16 protein-coding genes are annotated in these 16,326 nt (G+C 55.8%); 4 read left to right on the plus strand and 12 right to left on the minus strand.

Annotation, left to right across the window (positions count from 1 at the left end; genetic code table 11):
• The coding region (locus tag ACM62R_RS01365) for an integrase core domain-containing protein (RefSeq protein WP_415182273.1) at positions 1-405 on the plus strand (405 nt) is incomplete at its 5' end.
• Between the two features lie 41 nt (positions 406-446).
• Here ACM62R_RS01365 and ACM62R_RS01370 read toward each other — a convergent pair.
• The 5 genes from ACM62R_RS01370 to ACM62R_RS01390 form a co-directional block, all read right to left on the minus strand.
• Complete coding sequence (locus ACM62R_RS01370; RefSeq protein ID WP_415182274.1) at positions 447-2,222, minus strand: glycosyltransferase; 1,776 nt, start codon at positions 2,220-2,222, stop codon at positions 447-449.
• A 102-nt stretch (positions 2,223-2,324) separates the two neighbouring features.
• Positions 2,325-3,221 carry a hypothetical protein gene (locus tag ACM62R_RS01375; protein ID WP_415182275.1) on the minus strand — a complete coding sequence of 299 codons (897 nt, stop codon included), beginning with the start codon at positions 3,219-3,221 and terminating at the stop codon, positions 2,325-2,327.
• Positions 3,218-4,021, minus strand: coding sequence for a glycosyltransferase family 25 protein (locus ACM62R_RS01380; protein WP_415182276.1), 804 nt, complete (start codon positions 4,019-4,021; stop codon positions 3,218-3,220). Before ACM62R_RS01380 ends, ACM62R_RS01375 begins: the two co-directional genes overlap by 4 nt.
• A 10-nt stretch (positions 4,022-4,031) precedes the next feature.
• Positions 4,032-5,189: a UDP-galactopyranose mutase gene (glf, locus tag ACM62R_RS01385; RefSeq protein ID WP_415182277.1), complete on the minus strand. Its 1,158-nt coding sequence runs from the start codon at positions 5,187-5,189 to the stop codon at positions 4,032-4,034.
• A 511-nt stretch (positions 5,190-5,700) separates the two neighbouring features.
• Positions 5,701-5,874 (minus strand): DUF1328 domain-containing protein, encoded by a 174-nt coding sequence (locus ACM62R_RS01390; protein WP_415182278.1) that lies wholly within the window; start codon positions 5,872-5,874, stop codon positions 5,701-5,703.
• Positions 5,875-6,050: 176 nt separating this feature from the next.
• Here ACM62R_RS01390 and ACM62R_RS01395 point away from each other — a divergent pair, with 176 nt between their 5' ends.
• Complete coding sequence (locus ACM62R_RS01395) at positions 6,051-6,254, plus strand: PLDc N-terminal domain-containing protein (protein WP_415182279.1); 204 nt, start codon at positions 6,051-6,053, stop codon at positions 6,252-6,254.
• A 202-nt stretch (positions 6,255-6,456) separates the two neighbouring features.
• Here the strand turns inward: ACM62R_RS01395 and ACM62R_RS01400 are convergent, their stop codons facing one another.
• Entirely contained in the window at positions 6,457-6,654 is a 198-nt protein-coding gene (locus ACM62R_RS01400; protein ID WP_415182280.1) for a CsbD family protein, read from the minus strand.
• A gap of 152 nt (positions 6,655-6,806) precedes the next feature.
• Between ACM62R_RS01400 and ACM62R_RS01405 the strand changes: the two genes are divergently transcribed.
• Positions 6,807-7,841: an AI-2E family transporter gene (locus ACM62R_RS01405; RefSeq protein ID WP_415182281.1), complete on the plus strand. Its 1,035-nt coding sequence runs from the start codon at positions 6,807-6,809 to the stop codon at positions 7,839-7,841.
• An 8-nt stretch (positions 7,842-7,849) separates the two neighbouring features.
• Here the strand turns inward: ACM62R_RS01405 and ACM62R_RS01410 are convergent, their stop codons facing one another.
• Genes ACM62R_RS01410 through ACM62R_RS01420 form a run of 3 tightly spaced genes read right to left on the minus strand, consistent with a single transcriptional unit; the run spans position 7,850 to position 10,343 of the window.
• Positions 7,850-9,616: a histidine kinase dimerization/phosphoacceptor domain -containing protein gene (locus ACM62R_RS01410; RefSeq protein ID WP_415182282.1), complete on the minus strand. Its 1,767-nt coding sequence runs from the start codon at positions 9,614-9,616 to the stop codon at positions 7,850-7,852.
• On the minus strand, positions 9,613-10,188 hold the full coding sequence (locus ACM62R_RS01415) for an RNA polymerase sigma factor (protein ID WP_415182283.1): 576 nt from the start codon (positions 10,186-10,188) through the stop codon (positions 9,613-9,615). Before ACM62R_RS01415 ends, ACM62R_RS01410 begins: the two co-directional genes overlap by 4 nt.
• Positions 10,185-10,343 (minus strand): NepR family anti-sigma factor, encoded by a 159-nt coding sequence (locus ACM62R_RS01420; RefSeq protein ID WP_415182284.1) that lies wholly within the window; start codon positions 10,341-10,343, stop codon positions 10,185-10,187. The genes ACM62R_RS01415 and ACM62R_RS01420 overlap by 4 nt, the downstream gene beginning before the upstream one ends.
• 91 nt (positions 10,344-10,434) lie before the next feature.
• Between ACM62R_RS01420 and ACM62R_RS01425 the strand changes: the two genes are divergently transcribed.
• Positions 10,435-11,241, plus strand: coding sequence for a response regulator (locus ACM62R_RS01425; RefSeq protein ID WP_415182285.1), 807 nt, complete (start codon positions 10,435-10,437; stop codon positions 11,239-11,241).
• 93 nt (positions 11,242-11,334) lie between these two features.
• Here ACM62R_RS01425 and ACM62R_RS01430 read toward each other — a convergent pair whose 3' ends face one another.
• Genes ACM62R_RS01430 through ACM62R_RS01440 form a run of 3 tightly spaced genes read right to left on the minus strand, consistent with a single transcriptional unit; the run spans position 11,335 to position 16,154 of the window.
• The gene (locus tag ACM62R_RS01430; RefSeq protein WP_415182286.1) at positions 11,335-12,819 is read right to left on the minus strand and encodes a nucleobase:cation symporter-2 family protein; all 1,485 of its coding nucleotides are present in this window, start codon (positions 12,817-12,819) and stop codon (positions 11,335-11,337) included.
• A 47-nt stretch (positions 12,820-12,866) separates the two neighbouring features.
• Entirely contained in the window at positions 12,867-15,140 is a 2,274-nt protein-coding gene (locus ACM62R_RS01435) for an NADP-dependent malic enzyme (protein ID WP_415182288.1), read from the minus strand.
• A gap of 15 nt (positions 15,141-15,155) precedes the next feature.
• Positions 15,156-16,154, minus strand: coding sequence for a type I glyceraldehyde-3-phosphate dehydrogenase (locus ACM62R_RS01440; protein ID WP_415182287.1), 999 nt, complete (start codon positions 16,152-16,154; stop codon positions 15,156-15,158).
• Positions 16,155-16,326 lie beyond the last annotated feature (172 nt).

The raw sequence follows: 16,326 nt of genomic DNA on the forward strand, positions 1-16,326 counted from the left end.
AGGGCTGCGCAGGTGGCCATAGCCTCTCAATCAGCGTCATTCCGAAGGTGTTACGAGCCGGAATACATCAGCGGCAAGCTGCTGGAATGGGCCGAGAAGCGAGGGGTCAGCATCCAGCACATCCAACCCGGCCAGCCGCAACAAAATGCCTATATCAAGCGCTACAACCGCACGGTTCGGCACGAATGGCGCGACCAATACATCATCGAAACCATCGAGCCTTACGGCGATTGCAGGCAATCGCCTACCGACCAGTGTGAGGCCCAAGATCACGCCACGCAATGGTTATGGACTTACAAAAACGACCGCCCGAACATCCCTCTCAGGGTTTTCAGGCAAACCGTTGCCGGGCAACGGGGCATCGGCGGCATCACACCCGCCATGAAACTGAAAATGGCCGCGTAGATTCTACGAACGTACCCCGTTAAAAATGGGGGGATTACCGATTAATGGGTATGGGGACTGGGTTTGGAACACTCATTATAAACGCCTCTCCAGAACGCCTCACTCATGAGGTCGGTAGAAGCCTTGGCATATTGTCGTTTAAGCTCGGGGAAACGGCGGCGAAACTCTCGTGCTGTTTGACGAGCCAGATTGAATTCCTCCCAGAAGCGATACTTATCGTATTTTGCCAAATAGCCCGCGTTTCCGTTCGGGGCTGTATAGAGAACGCGACGAAAGCGATATATTTTGCGCGCATCTCCAATAAAGTCCTTACGGTCCAGAACCGTCTTGTCTCTGATCATGCGTTTGGGCAATAAAAAACCGTTTAGGGTTATTCGCCGTGCAAAACGATGCCAGCGACTTTCTTGACTGGGTCGCATGACAAGATCGACAGGCATCGTAATTGACGCCATATTTTCACCTGGGCAGAGCCTACCAAGTTCCTCACGCACGGCGATCATGTCGATGTTCTTGCGCCAGAATTCTGGGCCCCGCATAACGTGCTGCATCGCAACCGTGAAAGCGCGGGCGCTGGAATAATTATAGGAATACAGGCAATCTCTTACCAGTCGCCTATACATACGAAGGAAGCGGCGTTTGCTTCGAGACGATTTCAATAGCGCCAATACCAATGTGCTACGCAGGGTCAAATACCGGGTAAATGGGTTTTCCTTGATTTCAAAGTCTTCTGCCCATTCCCCAATTCCATTCATCGTAAAGATATCGAAGTCATTGGAAAGTGCAAAAAGAATGTCGTCCCCTCTTACGAAGAACGGGAAGGCAAGATGCTGCACCTGATCGATACGGAACGCAAAATGCCACCAACCCCCATAATCTATGTGCTCTTGCTTTGTCTCTACCGATAGAAGTTTATCTGGGCAGCGCAAATCAAACCCATTCTTTAACGGGCGCGTACGGCCATCTTGGAAAACAGCGCCGGCCTCATGGATCTCATATGGCGCCGCTTCGCGCATCATGCTGCCGGCAATCGCAAGCTTTGGTGATTTCGCGTATTGCAAGATGCGGAAGGTGCGGCGGATTGACTCGATCTCACACGAGGCGTCGTCGTCCATGAAAAGGCAGTGGCTGAAACCATTATCCTTAAGATGCAAAAGCCCACGCGTGAAGCCCCCCGCCCCCCCAAGATTCTGGTTTGGGATCACCGTGGCGCAACTCGCTTCTTCCGGCGTAATATTTTGCGAATTATCAACCACAACCATCGAAATCCGCCCCTCCATTTCAGGATCGCCGAGCAGTTGCGCTGTCACCCTACGGATCGCGGGCAGGACGTAGTGTTTGCGGTTGAAGTGAGTCACGACGATCCCGAGTTTTACCTTGTTGGGGGGGGCCGTGTGCGTGAAATAGTAGCCGCCTGACAGCGTCAAATCTTCAAGCGCGATAATCTGAAAGAAAAGGATTCCATCGACGAGTGTCGAGAAGGCGTTTATGGGTATTACAGAGGGCTCTTTGCTTAACGTTATTTCGCTTTCATGCAGCCATCGACTGGCATGATCAAGGACATTCACCCCGATACGGACCAGCGCCCTGCCCTGCCCCGTAAATGCAATACTCAGATCGTCGACCTGACAGATTTCCTTCCACTTCCCAACCGAGAAGCCGTTGAAGTAGGTATCGCCCCTGACTGACGCCCATGCAGGAACGTAGATAACGCCTTTCGATATCGAACTGATCACCCCCTTGTCCTGGGCATGGAAATACATATCCTCCGTCGCTGGAAGCTCTGTCCCCGGGAAAATGATCGTTTGCAACTTAATCACTATTGATTGTCCTTTTAGCGACAGGGCGCCGTTTTCAGCATATAATCGGCACAATCCATCAATATGGTCTATTGGATACCGTCTAGAGTTGGCCCGGAATTGCTATCGCGATTTGGCAGCCGCGGGCCATAGCAACCACATTTCAAGCGATCTCAAAGCCTGACGACGGGCGACTTTCAGAATGCCCCAGCCAGCCTCTCTTGGACTGCGAAAAGTCTTGAGCTCCTTGACCCATGAACGGCACATATAAAGCGCCATGATTAGCCGACCGCTTACAGGTTGCCCGTTGTCCAGCACTCCGGCAAAGGCGATCGGAACTGTGCGGCGGGTCAGGTCAAATTTTGCCTTGAGGTGGCCTTCCTCTTGTTCCGATTTAGGGCAACCGGTTGCATCCATGGCTGATTTGAGCACTTTACCAACTGGACGGGTGTGAAAAACCTCTACCGCATCAATTACCGCACTGCGGAATGCCCCGGCTTCTTCCCAACGACACCAGATATAATCAAGCCCAAAGCCGCTCATCGTGTTTTCAAAATACGGTAGAGCACGGCGCAATAGCGCGCGGTTGAGGCAGGGCACCATAATCTCTACATAGTTAGTATAACGTATGCGGAAACCAGCGCATCGGCTAAGCAGAAAATGCGAAAAATAACTCTTGCGGCTAAGTGAAGGCTGCCCCACCGCCAAGCCATACCGCTGGCAAAGTTCGAATATCTTGTTTATCGAACCAGTCGAGGCCTCTATGTCATCATCCGGCAACCAAAAATAATCGAACTCATCGAGGTCAAGATCTGAAAGTGTCTTGAAAAGACCATCCCACTTACCCCCTTTAACCAATACTGCGCGAACACCCTCTGCGGGTACAAAGGTGGCATAAGCCTCTTCGGAGAAAAAACTTACGAGCATTTCAAAGTTACGTTCAGCGTATGGTAAATCCAGCCAGTGCGAATGCAAGGAATTGGCCCCGGCGCGAACCACTACAAGATTTTTTTTGGTCATGATTTTACCTTGAGATAACGGCGCAGGGCGTCGACTTCTGGTATGCGGTTTACCCTTAACGGATGCATCAGACGGCCCGCGTCCATCCTTGATTGATAGGCCAGGTTGCGCCAAAGCCGGGCAAGGTAGGACCCCGGACGCAGCGCACTGCGGCCAGCAGTAAGCGAACTGGTCGTCTCTGCGCGTTCAGCAACAAGACGGGGGTGCGTTACCAGAACCGGAACCCCATGTTCCCAGTACCATTTAAGGTCCATATCCACCGGACGGGCCACCGGGCCTGATTTTTGTAAAAGCCGCGCTGCAGCTTTGCGCCCGATAAGATAGGCGGTGGTCCGCGGCGGCAAGCGCGTGGTAAGAACCAGGTCTACACCACCCAGACATCCCAACCGTTTTCCCGACAGGACCGGACCGTCAATCTTGACGATAATTTCCTCAAGAACTGAACCCGCCGCCTGCGCGGCTGCGAGAAACTCTATCGGCGGGGCCGTAAACTCCAGATCGTCTTCACAGATCAGCACAACAGGCGCCGGCCCCTGGGCCACTTCTTGCCACATTGCGCGGTGCCCCATCGCACAGGCCACTTCACCAATGCTTAGTGAACGCTTGAACTGCCGCATGTTGCGCGCTGCATCATAGACCTGCATAAGCGCGGATGCATCCTGGCGACTTCCATCAATCGCCTCGAAAAACTGAAAGTTCAGTTCATGACGCGCCATTTCAGCCGAAACGGTGGCCCGGCGCCCTAATTCGCTGCGCAGGCTCAGCACCAGGATCGGCGGTATGTTTCGAAGGGCTTTCAAAACAGACTACTCACGCCAAGGGGTTCTTGAAAAAAACGGGCATTCTTGCGCCTTGCACCGCATGGCCCAGATAAAGGCGCGCGGTATCAAGGGCCTCACGAATGGTAACGTCCATGTCGAGGTAACGATATGTGCCTAACCGACCAACGAAAGTGATATGATTGCCCTGCTTTGCCAGCGAAACGTAATCGCCCAGCATCTGCATTTCAGTAACCAGGCGGATCGGATAATAGGGGATGTCACCCGGCCCACAGGCACGCGAATGCTCCTCATAAAGCACCGAGCCGTCGTGACTCTCCCAAGGTGAGAAATGCTTGTGTTCGGTTATCCGGGTCCATGGGACATCAATGTCCGGGTAATTCATCACCGCACAACCTTGATAGTCCCCGTCATAGGTAAAGCGGCGAAAATCCAGGGTGCGGTACGCCAGCCGCCCCAGGCGGTGCCCGAACCAGGCATCTATCGGACCGGCGTTGAAAACATGATCGTAACCAGAGGCATCTTCGCGCCTGATCTCAGTATTCAGGCGAACCTCGATATTGGGGTGGTCAAGCATGGCCTCAACCATTTCTGTGTAGCCGTTCTGCGGCATTCCCTGAAAACGGTGCGCAAAATAGTCATCGTCGTAGTTGAAACGCACTGGCAGACGCCGCAGTATCGAGGCTGGCAGATCAGTGGGTGCGCATCCCCATTGCTTCACCGTATAACCTTTGAAAAAGGTCTCATAAAGATCGCGCCCGACAAAGCGTAGTGCTTGTTCCTCAAAGGTTTGCGGGTCAACAATCGACGCATCACCTTTTTCGGCCATGAAATCACGCGCCTCATCTGGCCGCATGGTAGCACTAAAGAACTGATTGATCGTGTGAAGATTTATCGGCAGCGAGAAAACCTGACCCCGTGCCGTCGTCTTGACCCGGTTTTTGTAGGGCATGAATTTCGCAAATCGGTTTACATAATCCCAAACGTCGGCGTCGTCGGTGTGAAAAATATGCGGCCCATAGACATGAACCATTACCTGAGTTTCCTCATCGCGGGCGCTATGGCAGTTGCCTGCAACATGCGCGCGCGCATCCGCCACAACGACCCTGTGCCCCGCCTCGGCAAGCTCACGCCCAATCACCGCGCCTGAAAGCCCCGCGCCGACCAAAAGAATATCATGTTGGGTCACGGAATGATCCCCCCGGATAAGGATAACTCACACTGCTGGCAGCACTCTTGCTTCACTATGTTGCGGCACAGTGAACACGAAGGGGCGCAATCTGTAATTGCAGATGATCGAAGCTGGTAGCAGCTCATAAACCTATGATCACGGCTTGAAAACCATAGTTTTACTGGGGTGGCGGGGCGGGGCGATGATCCGCTTATGGGCGAGTGCGACTAGCGTCGCAGACGTGCTGACCATGCGGCCAGAATAGGGGTTAATCGGTTCTTGAAACCGCCAGGATGATTTGAAACAGCCCGTCAGGGCCGGGTCGGTTTTCATAGGCGTTTGAGACAAGAGCCGATCAAGATGAACCTTTATCTTCTCCAGTGGGCGGCAATGACGCCGATGGGGCAGTGACGCAGGCTGAATGCGCAGGCGTCTGGGCTGGTTCCCATTGTTGTCGGAAGTTCCCTTTTGGTTTTGGGCCCCAAGGCAGGCTTGGGGCCCAAACGCAGGGGCAAAACACAAAACCATATTACATCGGCGGGCGGCCACGCACTGCGCGTGCGATCATTGCAACGATAAATAGCACGACGAAAACGAAGAAAAGGATTTTCGCAATACCAGCCGACGCGCCAGCAATACCACCAAAACCAAGCGCGGCGGCAATCAGCGCCACCACCAGAAACGTAAGGGCCCAACCCAGCATGTCACTACTCCTTGTGTTATGACGCAGCATGCGCCTCTCGAAGGGTGAAACGTGCCCATCCCATAATAAGTTCCCAAAAAACGCGACCGGGGGGGTTAGCTTACGCATTTATGGAACCAGCGACGGCCCTTTTGCGTTTTCCCTTTGGATGATGGAAAACTTATAGGTGGTAACTTATGGAAACGAATTTATTCAACCTCTCAGGTGTAGGTGGACTAGTTTTGCTGGCGCTGGATATTTGGGCGTTGGTGTCAATTTTCGGCGCAAACATATCCACGGGCCGGAAAGTGCTTTGGGCCCTACTGGTTGTGGTGCTGCCATTCATGGGCTTCCTGATATGGTTACTCGCCGGGCCGCGTGCCGCTGGAAACCGCGCGTAACACCTCGCTTGCCGCAGCGTCATGATATTGAAAACGCCCCCATCGCAAAACCGGAACGCTGGTGGTTGTAACAGACTCAATTGCGCACAAGGATGCGGCAATAAAAATAGGTCGACCAAGTCATGGCCGACCTAAAAATCATTACTCATCTACGGTAAAGGACAGGCACTAGGCCCACCCTTTAGTTATGGCCTTGGCAGTGTCAAAGCGTTTTGGCCCATTCATCCACCTCAGCCTCGGCCTCTTCCTTGGCGCGGCCATAGCGTGATTGAATCAGACCGACAATCTCTTTACGGTTTCCTTCAATCTGGTCCCACTCATCACCAGTGATTTCACCCCACTGCGCCTGTGCACGCCCTTTGAGTTGCTTCCAGCTGCCTTTGATCTGATCCATATTCATCGCATTTCTCCTTGTTGCGGTGTTTTTCCGATTTCAGTTAAACAACCCGCCAGCCAGCCCAATGGTTCCCGATTATTTTGCAAATCCATTAAGGGAACCAATCGCCCCGCCATGCGTTTAAGGGGATAAGTCCGTGTTTGGGGGTCGACGTCTTGCAAAAAGCATCACAGGCAGCGTTGATCCTGATCGGCGCCGTAGCACTGGTTTTTGCGCTTGATATCGCGGAAAGTATCCTTGCACCTTTAGCGCTTGCGTTGGTGATCGGGGTGGTGTTGTCACCGCTTTCTGATTTTTGGGATCGCAAGGGGGTGGCGCCCGGGTTTGCAGCCATGATCAGCCTTCTGTTGACATTGGCACTCTTGATGTCCGTAACCTTGATGGTGCAGCCTCTGTTGGCACGGTTAATGGCCCAGGCGCCTAAGGTTTGGGTGGATCTTCAGGAAACGGTCAGCATTTTGCGGGGGATGGTTCGCGGCTTTTCGAAAGTCAGCGGAGAGGTGGCCGAGGCCATTTCGCCCGGCGCGGATGCGGGAACGGTAAAGCCCGCCAGCGAAGGTCTGGCAATGCCGGGCATCACCGATGCACTATTGCTTGCCCCCTCGATCGCGGCGCAGTTTTTGATTTTTGTCGGGGCACTGTTCTTTTTTCTGCTGACCCGCACGCAAATCTATGAATGGTTTGCCCGCAGCCTTGCGGCACCAACGGAACGAACCATCATCGCGCGCCGCATGCGCGAAGCCGAGCGCCGCGTTTCCCGTTACTTCATCACCATTTTCCTGATCAATACGGCACTTGGCATTGTCACGGCAATGGTCATGGCGGCCCTTGGGATGCCTGGCGCCGCCCTCTGGGGGGCAGTGGCCTTTGTGATGAACTTCGTGATGTATGTTGGCCCGGCATTGGTTGCGGGGGCGTTGCTTTTTGCCGGTGTTGCGGTGTTTGATGGTCCGATGGTGGTTGCGCCTGCGCTTGCCTTTGTCGCGCTTAATTCGCTTGAGGGGCAGTTTATTACCCCTGCCTTCGTCGGTCGAACGCTCTCGGTAAATCCGCTATTGGTGTTTCTGGCGTTGATTTTCGGACTGTGGCTGTGGGGGCCAATCGGGGGTATTGTGGCGATGCCACTATTGGTCTGGGTGTTGGTGCTGACAGACGTGATCTCAGCCCCACTGCCGTCCAACGGGGGCTGATCGGCCAGTTATTCAGGGCTATCTGGTATTGCGGCTTCGTCAGGGGGTGTATCTTCGGGAAGGCGCAGCGGAAAGGTGATGACGACTTCATAGCTGCCGTTCGCGTGATTTCGCTGTAGGGTTCCGCCCAGCTGCATGACGAAAGCCTGCATCAGTTGCCCCCCCAACCCCGACCCATCCGACAAACCCGCCGCCGCAGTTGATGCGGGCGGCGAACCATCGGCAACAGAATTACAGATCCGCAGCACCGCCGATCCTGCGCCATCCTCATGCAAGGTCACGTCAAGCTGCGGTGTGCGAATGGCATCATCGCGCGCGTGTTTGACAGCATTGGTCACACCTTCGGTAACCAAAAGGGCCAAGGGCACGGCAAGATCGGGTGGCAGCCGCAAATCATCAAAATCTGTCGTCACGTCGAAATGCCGATCCGCGCCGCTGGCCATGGAAAGCACTTGGCGAATGATGTCTTCCAGCAATTCGCGCGCGCGCACATCAGCCAACCCACTGGTCTGGTAAAGCCCCTTGTGGATGGTGGCCAGGCTCATCACGCGGTCTTGCAGGCTGCGCATCAGGGCCTTGGCCTCTTGGCTGATCGCCTTGCGCGACTGCATGTTCATGATCGAGGCGATCAGTTGCAGGTTGTTTTTGACGCGGTGATGGACCTCGCGCAATAGGACCTCTTTTTGGTGGATCGCATCCTCCAACACAGCCTCGTCACGCATCACGGAAACGGTCATCGACGCAAAGGCATCGGCAATTTGGCGCACCTCAAGCGGGGCCGAAGTATAGTCCCCCTCGGCGCCCAGCCGATCACCGGCTGCAAATGTCACGATCTGGCGGCGCAGCGCCAGAATATGCCGGGTCACCAGCCGGTTTGCCACAAGCCATGCCACCACAAGGCTGGCCAACGCCATCAACGCCGGAAACAATGCCGGCGACATCATCGAATGACCGCCCAGATGGGCCTCAGCCGACCACGCTCCCAGGGCGTAAAGCACACCCGGAATTAGCGGAACAACCGTGTACATATAGTCCCGCCCCGATATGGAACTGGCAGTAAAGCTCTGTGCGGGGGTGTTGATAAAACTGCTAAGCGGCCGGTCGCGGGGAAGTAGGTTCTGCGCATCCTCAAGCCCGCTGGACGAAGTAAGTATCTCTCCGGTGCGCTCAAAGGTAAGTAAGGTGTATTTACGCCCATCCGTTGGCGCAGGCGGGCGTAACAGGGCACTGTGAGGCAGCGATACTGACACAAAGCCCGTCAAACCACCCTGATCATCACGCACGGGCCAGGATGTATAAACCACGGACACCCCCGATATGGGGGCCTTGGTGTTTACATTCAGCGTCGGCACCGGGTTTGCCAACATCTTTTCAAACGCCGCATCACGCACCAGGCTTTGCCCTGCGCCGACCGAGGAACAGCGTAGCTTGCCGTTGGTATCGTAAAATCCGGCAAAGGTAAAAACCTCGTTCGAGGCAACCATGCGCCGCATCATGGTTTCGCAAAGCGCGGGGTTGGCCATGACAACGGGCACCGCCTGGGCCAACGCCTCGGTCGCGCCTTCAGCCCGAAGGATCAGGTTCAATTGTGGTGTGGCGGCGCGCAGCGTTTCGCCCACCAATGCCGCTTGACTGCGTTTGCGCGCCTCTTTGACGACGGCATTGCCATTAAGTATCGAAATGATCACCAGGGGCGTTAATGCCAACGCCAACAGAAACACAAACCGAAAGCCAAGCCGCCCAACCCTGCGCTGAAACCTGCGCCAGCGCGTCATGCGGCATGCGTCCTGGATTTACCCAATACCGCCATGGTGATACCGTCGGCATCGGCCAGAACGGATTCACCCGGCGCCATACCCATCAGCTCGGCCAGGCGCGCGCGGGCACGATTGGCGCGGCTTTTTACGGTGCCAACGGCAACATGCATGGTTTCGGCGGCTTCTTCATATGAAAAACCCATCGCCCCAACCAGAACCAGAACCTCGCGGTGTTCATCGCTCAGCTTATCGAACGCGACGCGAAATTCAGCAAACGCCAGCCGACCATCATGTGCGGGGGCCTCACAAAGACTACCCGCATGGATGCCTTCGGGGTCTGGCACCTCGCGTTTGCGTTTGCGGCGGTCTGAAAAGAAGGTGTTGCGAAGGATGGTAAACAGCCAAGCGCGAAAATTCGTACCATGCTGAAACTTTTCAATATTGCTCCAGGCTTTTACGATTGTATCCTGCACCAGGTCGTCGGCGGCAGACACATTTCGCGTCAAACTGATGGCAAAGGCGCGTAAGGCGGGAATGTGTTCGACCAATTCATCGCGCGGATCACCAGAGCTGTCTGCCGGCGCGCTCATTTCTTGGGCTCCTGCGATTTCAACTTATCGAGAAGCTCTTTGAAGCGGTCGGGCACACCTACATCCAGGGTTTCCTTATAGACCCGACGCAGGTTTTCGTCGATTTGGTCCTTCAGGCTGGACTTTGCATTTTCATCTGCCATGTCATTCATCATAAAATTGTTCCGATCCGCTCACCTTACATGGAACCAAACGCACCTCTATGACGTTTGGTTCCATGTAAGACCAAAAAACGAGGGAAAAACGATGACGACGGCTACGACCGACAATGCGGCGCAGATCGGCGCTGCCCTGCCCTATCTGCGCCGTTACGCGCGCGCGCTGACGGGCGATCAGGTGACCGGTGACCGCTATGCCGCCGCAACATTGGAAGCGATTTTGGAAGACCCGGCCATCATGGCACTAACGGATAATCCCAAAATCGCGCTGTTTCATGCGTTTCACCTGGTCTGGTCCTCGGCCGGGGCCCCCTTGGGCGACCCTGACACACGGCTTTCCGCGCGCGCACAAGACCATATGGCGAACCTGACCCCTAACACCCGCGAGGCGCTTTTGTTGCACGCGATCGAAGGGTTCGCGCTGCATGAGATTGCCGCAATCATGCAGGTCGACGCGGAAGAAGCCGCCCTGCTGATAGAAACGGCAACGCGGGAAATGCAATCCTCGGTTTCGGGCAAGATCCTTGTCATCGAGGACGAGGCGATCATCGCCATGGATATTGCAGGGATCGTGCAGGAAATCGGCCACCATGTGACCGGCATTGCCCGCACCAGAATAGAGGCCGTTGCCCTTGCAACGCGTGAAAGGCCAGACCTTATTCTGGCCGATATTCAGTTGGCCGATAACTCCTCTGGGATTGATGCCGTCAACGATATCTTGGCACAATTTGATGGCACGCCGGCAATCTTCATCACCGCCTTTCCCGAACGCCTGTTGACCGGCGAACGGCCAGAGCCAGTGTTCATGATTACCAAACCCTATTCCGAAGATCAGATCCGCTCTGCCGTAGGTCAGGCAATGTTTTTCGCCTCAACCGAAACGCTTCACGCCTAGACCCTTTTGAATACGCCCCCGGTGGTTTTCCGAGGGCGTATTCCAGATTTCAAGTTGCATGTAACCGGCAAAAGGGCACCGGGCGGTTGTAGCTTAGTGACCGCCGTCAGCCGCCATCGCCGCGTCGCGGATTTCTTCCTCGGTCCCCGCAGCGCCGCCGTTGAAAAACAGATTAAGCGCAACAGCGGCGACTGAACCCAGCAAGATGCCAGAGTCGATCAGCGGATGAATGACGTGGGGCATCCACATTTCAAAATCCGGCGCAATCAACGGGATCATCCCGAAACCAAGCGAAATCGCAACAATGAACAGGTTGAATTTGTTGGTCTTGAAGTTCACGGCCGCCAGGATGCGGATACCCGTTGCCGCAACCATCCCGAACATCACCAGACCCGCGCCGCCAAGAACCGTCGTCGGCAGGGCCTCGACCGCATGACTGACCTTCGGGGTCAACCCCAGGACGATCATGATTGCGCCGCCCATGATGCAAACCCAGCGGCTACGCACACCCGTTACACCCACAAGGCCGACGTTCTGGCTGAATGACGTGTAAGGGAAGGTGTTGAAAATGCCGCCGATAAGCGTGCCCAGACCATCTGTCCGCAAACCCGCAGACATCATCGGTTGGGTAACCTTCTTGCCGGTCATCTCACCCAGGGCCAGGAACATGCCCATAGATTCGATCATCACGACAACCATCACCAGCGACATGGTCAAGATCATCACCGGGTTGAATATAGGCATCCCAAAGTGGAACGGGGTAATGGTGTGGAACCATTCCGCCTTGGCCACCCCATCGAAATGCATCAGGCCAAGTACGGCGGCAAGTACGGCGCCAAAAAGAATACCGCACAGCACGGCGATATTCGAAAAGAACCCCCTGGCATAGCGCGCAACAAGCAACACCACCAAAAGAACCGCACCCGAAATCATCATGTTCTGCGGGCTCGCGTAGGCCGGGTTATCCAGCGACGGGGCGATTTTCAACCCTGCAGGAAGCTCCGGCACGGTTCCGGCAGGAAGTGCCTTGACGGCATCCAGCCACGCGGTGTTTGCCGGATCAACAAGCTGTGGTGCCGTTGGGCCAACCGGCACGCCGAAAATCCACTGAACGCCGACCTTCATCAGTGTCACACCGATGATAAGAATGATCGTTCCGGTCACCACGGGTGGAAAGAACCGCAGCATCTTACTGATAAACGGTGCGATCAGCATCGCAACTATACCCGCACCGATGATTGCGCCAAAAATCAGTCGGGCGCCATCAACGCCCGGATTGGCAATCCCGATCGAGATCATCGGTCCGACCGAGGCGAAAGTCACCCCCATCATCACCGGCAGTTTGATCCCAAAAAACGGACCTGCACCAAACGATTGAACGATTGACATCAAGCCGCAGACAAACAGGTCTGCCGAAATCAGAAAGGCAACGTCTGCCGGATCCAGTTTAAGCACGCGCCCGATAATCAGCGGCACCGCGATTGCACCGGCATACATGACCAGAACGTGCTGCAAACCAAGCGTGAACAGCTTTGCGGGCGGTAGTATTTCATCTACCGGATGGATTTTATCTGTCATTATGGATCTCCTCCTCGTGTCCATTTTATTCATTGGCCGGGTCTGTATCAGCCGTAACTTTCGACACTCATCCCCGCCAAAGCCGCCATATTCAGTAGGCCGCGCACTGTGATCGAGGGGGTTGCGATATGGGCAAGATTGCCCATACCCATCAAAATCGGGCCGACCTCAATTCCCTCGGCAACCGATTTCAGGATGTTGCGGGTCGCGCCCGCAGCATCGGTATTTGCGTAGACCAGCACATTGGCCTTTCCGGTCAGCCGCCCACCGGGGAACAGCCGTTCGCGTAATTCCGGGTCAAGGGCGGCATCGGTGTGCATTTCGCCCTCATATTCAAAATCAAGCTTCATCTGATCCAGGATAGCCAAGGCGCCACGCATCACGCGACCTGACCGGCTATCAAGGTTGCCAAACTGAGACCCCGAACACAGCGCGATCTTTGGCGCGATGCCAAAGCGGCGAACATGGCGCGCGGCGGCAACTACCGTTTCGGCCAGCTGTTCGGCCGTTGGTTCAATATGAACATGCGTGTCAGCCACAAACAGCGGCCCCTTGTCCAGCAAAACCAGTGACATTGACCCAACCGGGTGCACGATATCGCTGGCCAATACTTTGGTCACATAGCGTAAATGCCAACGATATTCGCCAAAAGTTCCGCAGATCATGCTATCGGCATCACCGCGTTTAACCGCAATCGCCGCAATCGCGGTGCTGTTCGTGCGAATGACCGCACGCGCAAGATCCGGCGAGGCGCCGCGGCGGTGCATGATCTGATGATAGGTCGTCCAGTAATCGCGGTAACGAACATCGCTTTCCGGGTTGATCAGCTGAAAGTCGATATCCGCACGGATACCCAGGCCTGCACGCTTCAACCGGCTTTCAACGACCTCCGGACGCCCGATCAGGGTGACGGATTCGCCGGTTTCCTCAAACAGGGTCTGGGCTGCACGCAGCACCCGCTCATCCTCGCCTTCGGCAAAAATGATCCGACGCTTGGAATTGCGCGCCGAGGCATAGACCGGGCGCATCACCATCGACGAGCGGATCACCTGGCCGCGCAGACGCTCGCGGTATTCATCCAGATCAATCATGCGGGTTGCCACACCGCTATCGATTGCAGCCTTGGCAACCGCATGGGCGATAGTGGGCAAAAGCCGCGGGTCAAACGGTTTCGGGATCAGGTATTCGGGCCCAAAGGTCAGCGCCTCACCGGCGTAGGCCTGGCCGACCTCGGCTGCTGCGGGTTCGCGGGCCAGCCCGGCAATCGCCTCGGCGCAGGCCAGTTTCATCGCTTCGTTGATCTCGGTCGCGCCCACATCCAGCGCACCGCGGAAGATGAACGGGAAACACAGAACGTTATTGACCTGGTTGGGGTAATCGCTGCGCCCCGTGGCGATGATCGCGCCGGGCGATGCCTCACGCGCAATCTCGGGCATGATTTCGGGCGTCGGGTTGGCCAGCGCAAAGATAATCGGGTTCGGGGCCATCTTGGCAACCATTTCGGCGGTCAACAGGCCCGGGCCCGACACCCCAAGGAACAGGTCCGCCCCGGTCATCGCGTCTTCGATCGAGCGCAAATCAGTCTTGCGGGCAAACTCGGCCTTTTCGGCGGTCAGGTTGTTGCGCTCAGTATGCACCACGCCCTTGGAATCGAGCATGGTGATATTTTCTTTGCGCACGCCCAGAACCATAAACATTTTCAGGCAGGCAATCCCCGCAGCGCCAGCCCCAAGCCCGACAACCTTGATGTCCTCGACCTTTTTGCCGACAACACGCAGCGCATTTGATGCAGCAGCGGTGGCTACAATCGCGGTGCCGTGCTGATCGTCGTGAAAGACCGGGATTTTCATCCGTTCCTTGCACAGCTTTTCAACAATAAAGCACTCAGGGGCCTTGATGTCTTCCAGGTTCACGGCGCCAAAAGTCGGCTCCAGCCGGCAGACCAGATCGGCCAGCTTTTCCGGGTCGGTTTCGTTCACTTCGATATCAAAGCAATCGATTCCCGCGAATTTCTTGAACAGAACCGCCTTGCCTTCCATCACCGGTTTTGACGCTTGCGCGCCGATGTCGCCCAGGCCCAGAACCGCTGTCCCGTTCGAGATGACGGCAACAAGGTTGCCCTTGGCGGTATAGCGGACCGCGTCGGCAGGGTTCTTTTCTATCTCAAGGCAGGCGTCGGCCACACCGGGGGAATAGGCGTTTGACAGATCGCGGCCCGTCGCCATGGGTTTAGTGGCACGGATTTCCAGTTTCCCTGGCTTGGGAAACTCATGATAATCCAAGGCCTCCTGGCGTGCGCTTAGCTTTTTCTCATCTTTTATCAACATTATACCCTCCTATTGGCGGCGCGCGATCAGACGCGCCATATCCAGCATACGGTTGGAAAAACCGCTTTCGTTGTCATACCAGCCAAATACCCGTAACAAATCTGATGGCGCCATGGAGGTTTCATCGGGGCAAATGATCAGGGATTCAGGGCGACCGCGCAGATCGCTGGAAACCAGCGGATCATCGCACCAACCCAAAACCGGTATTGTGCGTGTCGCTGCAAACAGAGCCTTGTTCACATCATCAACGGTCGCCGCGGTGCGAATGCGCACCACAAGATCGATGCTGGAGACGCTGGCCGTTGGCACCCGGATGGCACGCGCTTCGATCAGGCCGGCCAGATGGGGCAATACCCGGTCGATCAGTCGCGCGGCGCTGGTCGTTGTGGGTATCATCGAAAGGGCCGCGGCGCGGCTGCGCGTCAGATCCCCGCGAGGGGCGTCTATCGTGGGCTGACTGCCGGTATAGCAATGTACCGTCGTCATCTGCCCGCTCTCAATGCCGAATGTATCGTCCAGAACCCGCACCAACGGCGCAAGCGCGTTGGTGGTGCAGGACGCGTTTGAGATGATCTGCTGATCGGTCAGCATGTGTTCATTTGCACCAAGAACAACGGTGATGTCGGCCCCTTCAGAGGGCCCCGAGACAAGAACCGCCTTGGCCCCGGCGACCAGCCCGCGCCCGCTGGCCATGCGGTCATTCGCGGCACCCGTACACTCCAACACCACATCGACGCCGGAAAGGTCCAACGCCCGCAGATCCGGCTCACAGTGAAATGGGATACGCTGTCCATCGACAATCAACGCAGCCGGCTCGGTCTGGATGGTTCCGGGGTAAACCCCCGCGATGCTGTCATACTGAAAAAGATAAGCGCAGGTTTTCAATGGCGCAATGTCATTGATCAGCACAAGATCGAATTCGCCCTTATTTCGCGCCAACAGGCGTGCAATGGTCCGGCCGATCCGCCCAAACCCATTGATGGCGATACGCGTCTTGCCCGATGTCATTGTGGTGCCGCTCCCGTTGTGTGAACGGCCGCGATAATCGTAGCCGTGCCACTGGGTTGCGCAAACCGCCCCCCTTCAGCCATCACTTTAGCAGGAACGGGCGTCCATGATATATGCAGATATGACATCAACCCCTCCTCCCTTGTTGATGGCCTTGTCAGGACAAGGCGAT

The sequence above is a fragment of the Phaeovulum sp. genome (genome assembly GCF_047638075.1).
Classification (GTDB): Bacteria; Pseudomonadota; Alphaproteobacteria; order Rhodobacterales; family Rhodobacteraceae; genus UBA6197.